Genomic DNA, 10,192 nt, shown 5'->3' with positions numbered 1-10,192 from the left:
TTAAAACAAGAAATAAGCCAACCTACGGTAAATTTCAAACAAATTAACAACATCATTCAACAACTAAAATCTGGATTACGAACAATACAAACTCACGTTAGTAAACATCATTTACAAAAATATTTAAACGAATATTTTTATCGATTAAATAGATCAATATATAAAGAAACAATTTTTGATAATCTAATAAAAAGAATGATAAATCACGAATGGGTAGGATGGAAATTAATTGTAGCTCCTAAGTAAGTAACTCGATATTAAAAAATAATATTGATGATTTTATTTATCCCGAATACAAAAATGATATTAAATATGAAACAGGTAATTTTTACATAAAACCAAGTTACCTCTATAAAAAAGGTGATTTTTTCTTAATTAGTAATCTAGATATTTACAAATTATTTAATTCTGTTAAAACAAATTTAGAAACGAAAAATCAATCATCATTTTTTATCAATCCTAAATTATTATTAAATTGGCAAATAAATGAAACTAATAAAATAAATACCTCATATTCATATAACACAACAAACACCGATATTTTAGATGTTTACAGCAATTACATACTGACAAGCAATCGAAATTTTGAAAAAGGGTCTGGCAATTTCGATTTATTACACGCAAGTAAATCATTTTTAAATTATTCTTTAGGAAATTGGGAAAGTAAATTTTTCGCAAACATATTTTGCTTTTATCTTAAAAATCACGATTTTTACTCAACAAATAAAATTGTAAAAGCTAATTTTTTGCAATCCGAAAAAATAAAAGTAAAAGACAAATCAACATTCAGTTTAGGAGGAAATACAGATTATTTTTTTAAAGCAATATATTCAAACTTAAAAATAAATTTAAGTTTGTCCAAAACTAATTTTAAAAATATAGTCAATAGCAATGATTTAAGAAATGTAGAAGCAACAACATACAATTACGGTGCAGAACTTCGTTCTGTTTTAAAAGGAGTTTTCAATTATCATATAGGCACAAATTGGACTCAAAATAATATTTCAACTACTTCTTTTTCTAATAAAAGTATGAACAATATATCTTTTTTAGATTTGTTTTTTACTTTCAACAAAAAACTATTTTTCACAATACAATCAGAACGATATTATTTTGGAAATTTGGATAAAAACAGTAATAAATATTACTTTACCGATTTTGAAGCAAAATATAATATTAAAAATAATAAATTATCATTCACACTTACAGGACAAAATCTATTTAACACAGAAATATTTAAAGAATATACAGTAAGCGACATAGCAATTTCATCAACTGAATATAAATTATTGCCAAGATATGTTTTATTGAAAATGGAATTTAGATTTTAAATAAAACTTTTTTATATATTTGTGATTATCAATAATTAAATATTTAATATTATGGCTTCAACGTTAGAAACAGGTCACAATAAAAATGTGGCAAACTTTAGCTCCGCTTACCAAATTTTAGAAGAAATGGGTACGCTTTACAATCCATCAAATGCAAAAATACAGTTAGTAAACCTCGACCCTATTCGTACATCATTGCAAACTGTAATATCAGAATTAAACAATAAGAAACCAATTTATAAAAATGCGGTTTCAGCTCGTGAAGTTGCAATTGCACCATTGGGAAAACTAATGACAAAATCTTCAAACTTTGCAAAATCATTAGACATTTCAACCACAGACAAAGAAAACATAGCCAATCAAGCTAAAAAAATTCGTGGCGACCAAAAACCAAAATCGGTAAACCCAGAAACCACAGAAACAGACGGTATTTCAACCTCTCAAATGAGTTATGACAGCCGTATTGCTAATTTAGATGCCTACACAACTCAATTAGCATCACATTCAGAATACGCACCCAACGAAACAGAAATACAAATTACAAGTTTACAAGCCTTACATTCAACTCTTGTTACGTTAAGCCAAGCCGTAAATTCTGCAGGTAATGCCTTAATCACTGCAAGAGCAAACAGAAATAATATTTTGTATAAAAACGAAACAAATATAATCCAGTTAATCAAAGATGTTAAGTCCTATTTAAAATCATTAGGAGATGCAGGAAAGCCATATTATAACGCAATCGTAAAACTACAATTCAAAGAAACAAAATAAAAAAGAGATAACACAAAAGAGCTACCTCCCTTTTGTGTTATTCTTTCTATTTTTAATAATAAGCTATAGTAAAATCCTAATAAACAATAGTAAATTAATAATAACGTAAGGTAAAAACATAATAACGAATTGTAAAAGCCAAATAACAAACCTGCAATTCCTATTATTAAACCAGCAAATTTTAATAATATGTAATAAATTAATAATAACAAACCTGCAATTCCTATTAACGTATCCGCAACTCCTAATATTGAACCTAAAAAACATAATAATGAATAGTAATAACCTAATAATGAACCTGAAAAATATAATAATAAAAGATAAAAGCATAAAGATAAATATTAAATCAAGTATAACCGACTAATAAAAGGCTTCTTGCAACAGCCGTTTTGCAAGATTGCGGAGTAAGTGCTTATTTAGAAACTTTTGTGCTTGTTGAAAGTTCAGGAATTTTTAGTGACTTTGGTGCTGAAAATCCGCAACTTCGTGAAGCGGCAACACGTCAGGCTGTGAAAAAACTCAAAATGAGTCTTTAAGAATTGGCTGTATGGAATTTTTCTCCGACAGGTATCCGAATTCTTTCTCTTTTTGAGTTGGTTTTTTCACAGACTGACGTTGGGCGTAATTCCCCCTAGACTCACGCCCTGACCCCTTAAGCTAACGGTACGAAAGCTGAAAAATTAGGAGGAATAATAAAAAAATAAATATTGTAAATGATTGATTTACAAAACATTAATAAAACGTTAGTTAGAATAAATAAAAGAGATGCCAATACCAAAAATACAATTTGTAGCTAGCACATTAATTTTTTTAGAAAAAAGATTTTGTTTTTTAAAAAAAAGAAATACCTTTGCAAAATAATCTACTAATCCGATAGGATAAATAATTTATTCGTTTTAACCTATTCTCTAACAGAGAATATTTTTTTAAACAAATAACCTATTAAGTCGATAGGATAATAGATTTGATATAAAAAATGAAATCAATACACTAATGAATACAGTTAATTCAAAGCAGGCAACATCAAAACCAGTCAATATATGGGTTGTACTACCTGTTTTATTACTTATTGGACTCCTTTTGATTCTGATATACAAACATTACAAAGAATTTTCGATTCAAGGTTTGATAAACGGTTTTAATCAAGATTTTTTAATCTTTTTTTTAATTGGAATAGGAGCACAGTTGGTCGATGGTATGCTAGGAATGGGCTACGGAGCAACCTCTACTTCGTTTTTAATGGCTTATGGAGTTCCTCCAGCTATTAGTAGTACGGGAGTACATGTAGCCGAAATGTTTACAACGGGAGCTTCTGCAATTTCGCATCATCGCTTTGGAAATATTAATAAAAAGCTGGTTAAAAATCTATTGATACCGGGTGTAATTGGGGCTACCATTGGAGCATATTTACTTTCGGACGTGATTGATGGCAAAATGATTAAACCTTTTATTGCTGTGTATATGATGGTACTTGCCATTGTAATTATTGCCCGCTCGATGCAAACAACAATAATAAAGAAAAAAACTAAAAAGTTGGGCATTTTAGCCATTTTTGGAGGTTTTATGGATGCTGTAGGTGGCGGTGGTTGGGGACCAATTGTTACTTCAACACTTTTAGGAAGGGGTAGAAACCCACGTTACACCATTGGCTCTGTTAATGCAGCAGAGTTTGCTGTTTCTTTTGCCAGTGGCATTACCTTTATGATGTTTGGCGGAATCGAAGGCTGGCAAGTGATTTTAGGTTTGATTCTTGGGGGTGTTTTAGCTGCTCCATTAGCCGCTTATCTTGTAAATAAAATCCAAAGAAAACCCATGATGATAGCAGTAGGCATTTTAATTATCATCCTTAGTTTACGAACTTTATCAAAATTATTGTAATGAATCAAACAATAGCACAAGAATTAACAGAAAAAACAAAAGATTTCTCTATCGAGGAGACGCTTGCATATTTAGCAAATAAATTTCCAAATCAAGTCGTTTTTTCTACTTCTTTTGGACAAGAAGATCAAGTAATTACCGATTTGATTGGTCAAAATCAGTTGCCAATAACGGTTTTTACTTTAGATACAGGACGTTTATTTCAAGAAACGTATGATGTATTTCATAAAACAATAAAAAAATACAAAACGGAAATTAAAACCTATTTTCCAGATACAGCAGCAGTTGAAGTTTTGTTGAACCAAAAAGGACCAAATAGCTTTTATGATTCGGTAGAAAATAGAAAAGAATGTTGTTTCATTCGAAAAGTAGCCCCTTTGACCAAAGCTTTACAAGGCAATGCAATTTGGATAACGGGTTTGAGAGCAGAGCAATCAGAAAATAGAAGTGACTTGAACTTTTTTGAATACGATGCCCATTTTGATATTATCAAATTCAATCCATTATTAAAATGGACTTTAAAAGAAGTGGAAGAATATTTAGAAAAGAATAACGTTCCTCAAAACAGTTTGCACCAAAAGGGCTTTGTAAGTATTGGTTGTGCACCTTGTACCAGAGCGATTTTGCCTGGCGAAGACATCAGAGCCGGAAGATGGTCGTGGGAAACGAATCATAAAGAATGTGGGTTGCATAGCCCCCTAGCCCCCGAAGGGGGAACAAAATAGGGAGTAGATTTTAGAGAATAAAAATAACAACACATTCAACAGTTTAGTTCCGTAGGAACGATTCATTTTGTAGCAACGGATTTGAGCAACGGATTTGAATCCGTTGAAATGAAAAAAACACATTCAACAGTTTAGTTCCGTAGGAACGATTCATTTTGTAGCAACGGATTTCAATCCGTTGAAATGAAAAAAACAACGGATTTCAATCCGTTGAAATGAAAAAAACAACGGATTTGAATCCGTTGAAATAAAAAAAAAACGGATTTCAATCCGTTGAAATGAAAAAAAACGGATTTCAATCTGTTGAAATGAAAAAAACACAATCAACAGTTTAGTTCCGTAGGAACGATTGAATTTGTAACAACGGATTTGAATCCGTTGAAATGAAAAATAAAAAAACATCCCAACAGTTCCCCCTTCGGGGGCTAGGGGGCTAATATATTAACAATTAAATTCCCCCTTTGGGGGTTAGGGGGCTGAAAACATGAGTTCAATAGTAAAAACAAATGCTTTAGAAAGCGAAGCGATATACATTTTTAGAGAAGTAATTGCGCAATTTGAGAAACCGGTATTGCTTTTTTCAGGAGGAAAAGATTCCATTACATTAGTGCGTTTGGCGCAAAAAGCTTTTTTTCCAGCAAAAATTCCTTTTCCGTTGTTGCACGTAGATACCGGACACAACTTTCCTGAGACGATTGAATTTAGAGATAAATTGGTAGCCGAATTAGGGTTAGAATTAATTGTTCGCAATGTACAAGATGCTATTGATCAAGGAAAAGTAGTAGAAGAATCTGGAAAATATTCGAGTAGAAATAGCTTGCAAACCACGACACTTTTGGATGCGATTGAAGAATTCAAATTTGATGCTTGTATTGGTGGAGCGAGAAGAGATGAAGAAAAAGCAAGAGCAAAAGAGCGTATTTTTTCGGTACGTGATGATTTTGGTCAGTGGGATGAAAAAAACCAACGCCCTGAATTATTCGATTTGTTGAATGGAAAAATTGAGTTGGGTCAAAATGTTCGTGTTTTCCCAATTTCGAACTGGACAGAATTAGACGTTTGGAGTTATATCGAACAAGAAGGAATCGAAATTCCGTCGATTTATTTTTCTCACAAACGTAAAGTATTCTTGAGAGACGGATTGATTTGGTCCCATTCGCCATTTGTCTATCAAGAGGAAGATGAAGAAATTGAAGAACGAATTGTTCGTTTCAGAACCGTGGGAGATATGAGTTGCACAGCGGCTGTCGAATCGTATGCGGCTACTATTCAAGAAGTAGTGGGAGAGATTCGTTCCTCAACCATTTCGGAAAGAGGGGCTAGAATTGACGACAAACGTTCAGAAGCTGCAATGGAGAAAAGAAAACAACAAGGGTACTTTTAAAAGCCCCCTAACTCCCAAAGGGGGAACGAAGGAGCATCAAAAAATAGAAAAAATAATAATTTTAAATCATGAATCTGAAAATCATCTGTTGTAAATAATTTAAAAAAAAACCAGTTTGGCGGCAACCAAACTGGTATAGTCTAATAAAAAATAAAATCATTGAAAATAATACTTTTGGTATAGTCATACAATTTTCAACTTTAATAATTAAACAATACAAATAAAATGAAATTTTTTCAAAATACAATAATTTTGGGTATAATAATTCTTTTTCCTTTAACCATTATAGCTCAAAATAAACCAGAAATAAACGCAACAGTTACAGGAAAAATAGAAGATTCTAAGACGAGCGAACCAATTATAGGAGCTAATATTACAATAAAAGGAACTACAAATGGAGCGGTATCAGATGTAAACGGAGAATTCGGATTGATAACTGGACAAAAACTACCTTTTACACTTATTATTTCCTATACGGGCTATCAGAAACAAGAATTTTTTATATCAGAAAACAAAGTAGTTCTTAAATTGCAAGAAAATGTGAATCAGCTGGAGGATGTATTAGTTACATCAAGAAGACGACAAGAATCAATACAAGAAATACCAATTCCAATTACACTGATAAAAGGGAATAAAGTGGCAGAAACAGGAGCTTTCAACCCAAACAGGTTAAAAGAATTAATACCATCAATTCAATTATATTCTTCCAATGGACGAAACACGACTTTGAATATTAGAGGTTTAGGTTCTACCTTTGGACTCACAAATGATGGGATAGATCCAGGTGTGGGTTTTTATGTAGATGGTGTATATTATGCACGACCTGCTGCAACAGTAATTGATTTTGTAGATATTGAAAAAGTTGAGGTTTTGCGTGGCCCGCAAAGCACCTTGTATGGAAAAAATACTACGGCTGGAGCATTTAACATTACTACAAAATTGCCTAGTTTTGTTGCCAATACTTCCTTTGAAACAAGCTATGGTAATTTGAATTTTATACAAGCAAAAGCCTCTATAACAGGTCCCTTGTCAAAAAAAATGGCTGCCAGATTATCGTTTACTGGAACACAAAGAGATGGAACGATTTACAATAATCATAACTTAAAAAATGTAAACACGCTTAATAATTTAGGTTTTAGAGCGCAATTACTTTACAACCCAACAGACAAAATAAAGTTATTATTTATTGCTGATAATTCTAGACAAAGACCAGATGGAAATGCAACTGTTGTTGCTGGAGTAGTAAAAACCAAAAGAGCTGCTTACAGGCAATTTGACGCCATCATTGCCGATTTGGGTTATACTTTACCCTCTAAAAATCCATTTGACAGAGTTACAGATGCTGATGCCCCTTTAAAGGTTAATAACGACTATGGAGGAGCTTCTTTAAATGTAGATATCAAAGCGGGCAATGGTAAAATTACTGCCACATCCGCTTGGCGTTATTGGATTTGGGATCCTGCAAACGATAGAGATTTTATTGGTCTTCCAGTGCTAACCAAATCTCAAGGTAATTCCTTTCATCAGCAATTTACTCAAGAGATTAGATATGCAGGTTCGTTTTCAGCCAAATGGAGCGGTGTAGTTGGTGCATTTTTAATGAAACAAGATTTAAAATCAGACCCATTTCAAATTGAAGAATCTGGAAGCGCTCAATGGAGATTTGCTCAAAGTACAACGTCAAATCTTTGGAGTACGCCTGGATTATTTGATGGTTTTGGAACCCGTACAAATTCTAGACTTAAAACCTTAGGAGCTGCTATTTTTAGTCAATTGGAATGGAAAATTAACGATAAAATCCAATTACTCACGGGAATTAGATATAATTATGATCAAAAAGATGTAAATTATAATCGTGTGGCTTATGGTGGTTTGCAAACAAATGACCCAGCTTTATTGGCATTGAAAAACGCATTATACACCAGTCAAGCTTTTGATTTTAATGTTTCAGAAAATAATATAACAGGATTGTTAACTTTTTTATACAAATATAATAACAAAATCAATGGATTTTTAACAGTAACGAATAGTTATAAACCAATTGGGGTAAATTTAGGAGGGCTTCCAACATCAAATGGGGTTACACTTATTGAATTGGCTCTTGTAAAACCTGAATATGTTACACATGTTGAACTTGGTATAAAATCTAATCCTACCAAAAATTCTTTTTTAAATTTAACCCTTTTTAATACAGATATCAAAGACTATCAAACTCAAGTTCAAACACCTGAAGTAGGCGTTAATAGGGGCTATCTTGCAAATGCTGAAAAAGTTAGAGTAAAAGGTTTTGAGTTGGAAGGTAATCTAAGATTGATAAATAAATGGGTTTTTAACTCGTCAATAAGTTATACAGATGGCAAATATGTTGCTTTTTCAAATGCACCTGTGCCATTAGAAGAAGTGGGAGGAAGTCAAGCTTTTAAAGATGTTTCTGGAGGTACTTTGCCTGGAATTTCGAAATGGGCAACCTCAATTGGTGCCGAATATATACATGAAGGCAAATTATTTGATTTAAACGGAAAGTATTTTTTTGCTGTTGATTCCTTCAGCAGATCAGATTTTTCTTCTAGTCCCTCTCCTTCAAGTTTTCTCAATATTGAGGGATACACTTTAATCAATGCTCGAATTGGCTTTAGAGGGGCAAATGGTTTTTCTTTTATGATTTGGTCTCGAAATGTAACAGATAAAAATTATTTTGAGCAATTACTTCCCGCAGCTGGTAGCTCAGGTCTTTATGCAGCAGTGTTGGGGGATCAAAGGACTATTGGAACAACTTTAAGATATTCTTTTTAAATTAAAATTTGAAAATCCAAATACAAACAACCAATAACCAATTAAAAAAACATGGAAGTTTTAAAAATAGCAACAGCAGGAAGTGTAGATGACGGAAAGAGTACCTTAATCGGGAGGTTATTGTATGATACTAAATCATTGACAACGGATAAAATTGAAGCAATAGAAAAAAGTAGCAAACAAAAAGGGTACGATTATCTTGATTTTTCTTTGGCTACAGATGGTTTGGTTGCCGAAAGAGAACAAGGAATTACGATTGATGTGGCGCATATTTATTTTTCGACTGCAAAGAAAAGTTACATTATTGCCGATACTCCTGGTCACGTAGAATATACCCGTAATATGGTAACAGGAGCTTCGACTTCGCAAGTGTCCATCATTTTGATTGATGCTCGAAAAGGAGTGATTGAGCAAACCTACCGTCACTTTTTCATCAATAATTTATTGCGTGTGAAAGAGGTAATTGTTGCAGTAAACAAAATGGACTTAGTCGATTATTCAGAAGACGTTTTTAACAAAATCAAAGCCGACTTCCAAGCTTTGAATGCCAAAAGTTCGTTCAAAGAACAAAACGTAAGTTACATTCCGTTGAGCGCTATTAACGGTGGAAATGTGGCTGATAAATCTGAAAACATGCCTTGGTACAATGGGCAAACGGTATTGGAACATTTAGAAGATTTAAAACCTGAGGATGTTTTTGAAACTGGTAAAACACGTTTTCCAGTACAAACGGTTATTCGCCCAAAAACAGAAGAATACCACGACTTTAGAGGATATGCCGGAAAATTATACGGTAATTCAATTCAAGTAGGCGATGCTGTTACGGTCTTACCTTCGTTAACTGAATCTAAAGTATCCAAAATTCACTTTTTTGACCAACAATTTGACGAGGCTAAAGCGGGTTCGTCTATTGTGTTAGAATTGGAAAACGACATCAATGTGACTCGAGGCGATATGATTGTAAAATCAGGAGAATTACCGCAAGTAGAAAAAGATATTAATGCTACTATTTGCTGGATGGACAGCAAGAAATTAGTGACAGGAACCAAGTATTTGGTACAACACAATACGAATAGAGTTTTGGCTAAAATTGATGCAATCAAAAATGTAATTGCAACAGATTATTCCGGAGCTGTTCCTGCTACGCAATTAGCCATAAACGAAATTGGAGAAGTGAATATCAAATTAAGCAAAGCATTGTATTTTGATAGTTACAATGACAACAAATCCAATGGAGCGTTTATTTTAATTGACGCTAATACCAACACAACAGCGGGAGTTGGATTTATAACAGCCCCCTAACCCCCAAA

At 32.8% G+C, this 10,192-nt stretch carries 9 protein-coding genes; all 9 read left to right on the top strand.

Going from position 1 to position 10,192, the window contains the following annotated elements; all coding sequences use genetic code 11:
• The coding region (locus B0A58_RS11440; RefSeq protein ID WP_165766333.1) for a transposase at nt 1-246 on the top strand (246 nt) is incomplete at its 5' end.
• Nucleotides 247-746: 500 nt separating this feature from the next.
• Nucleotides 747-1,331, top strand: a complete 585-nt coding sequence (locus B0A58_RS11435) for a hypothetical protein (RefSeq protein ID WP_089081169.1) — start codon at nt 747-749, stop codon at nt 1,329-1,331.
• Between the two features lie 51 nt (nt 1,332-1,382).
• Nucleotides 1,383-2,102 (top strand): hypothetical protein, encoded by a 720-nt coding sequence (locus B0A58_RS11430; RefSeq protein WP_089081168.1) that lies wholly within the window; start codon nt 1,383-1,385, stop codon nt 2,100-2,102.
• A gap of 389 nt (nt 2,103-2,491) precedes the next feature.
• Nucleotides 2,492-2,638: a hypothetical protein gene (locus B0A58_RS16480; protein WP_165766332.1), complete on the top strand. Its 147-nt coding sequence runs from the start codon at nt 2,492-2,494 to the stop codon at nt 2,636-2,638.
• Nucleotides 2,639-3,095: 457 nt separating this feature from the next.
• Complete coding sequence (locus B0A58_RS11425) at nt 3,096-3,980, top strand: sulfite exporter TauE/SafE family protein (RefSeq protein ID WP_089081167.1); 885 nt, start codon at nt 3,096-3,098, stop codon at nt 3,978-3,980.
• Nucleotides 3,980-4,705 (top strand): phosphoadenylyl-sulfate reductase, encoded by a 726-nt coding sequence (locus B0A58_RS11420; protein ID WP_089081166.1) that lies wholly within the window; start codon nt 3,980-3,982, stop codon nt 4,703-4,705. The genes B0A58_RS11425 and B0A58_RS11420 overlap by 1 nt, the downstream gene beginning before the upstream one ends.
• A 484-nt stretch (nt 4,706-5,189) precedes the next feature.
• Nucleotides 5,190-6,089 carry a sulfate adenylyltransferase subunit CysD gene (gene cysD, locus B0A58_RS11415; protein ID WP_089081165.1) on the top strand — a complete coding sequence of 300 codons (900 nt, stop codon included), beginning with the start codon at nt 5,190-5,192 and terminating at the stop codon, nt 6,087-6,089.
• A gap of 225 nt (nt 6,090-6,314) precedes the next feature.
• The gene (locus B0A58_RS11410; protein ID WP_089081164.1) at nt 6,315-8,882 is read left to right on the top strand and encodes a TonB-dependent receptor; all 2,568 of its coding nucleotides are present in this window, start codon (nt 6,315-6,317) and stop codon (nt 8,880-8,882) included.
• Nucleotides 8,883-8,933: 51 nt separating this feature from the next.
• Complete coding sequence (locus B0A58_RS11405; RefSeq protein ID WP_089081163.1) at nt 8,934-10,184, top strand: sulfate adenylyltransferase subunit 1; 1,251 nt, start codon at nt 8,934-8,936, stop codon at nt 10,182-10,184.
• The last annotated feature ends 8 nt before the right edge of the window (nt 10,185-10,192 follow it).

The organism is Flavobacterium branchiophilum NBRC 15030 = ATCC 35035 (genome assembly GCF_002217205.1).
Lineage (GTDB): Bacteria > Bacteroidota > Bacteroidia > Flavobacteriales > Flavobacteriaceae > Flavobacterium > Flavobacterium branchiophilum.
Note: the sequence above shows the minus strand (reverse complement) of the source record. Positions and strands in the feature narration are given on the sequence as shown.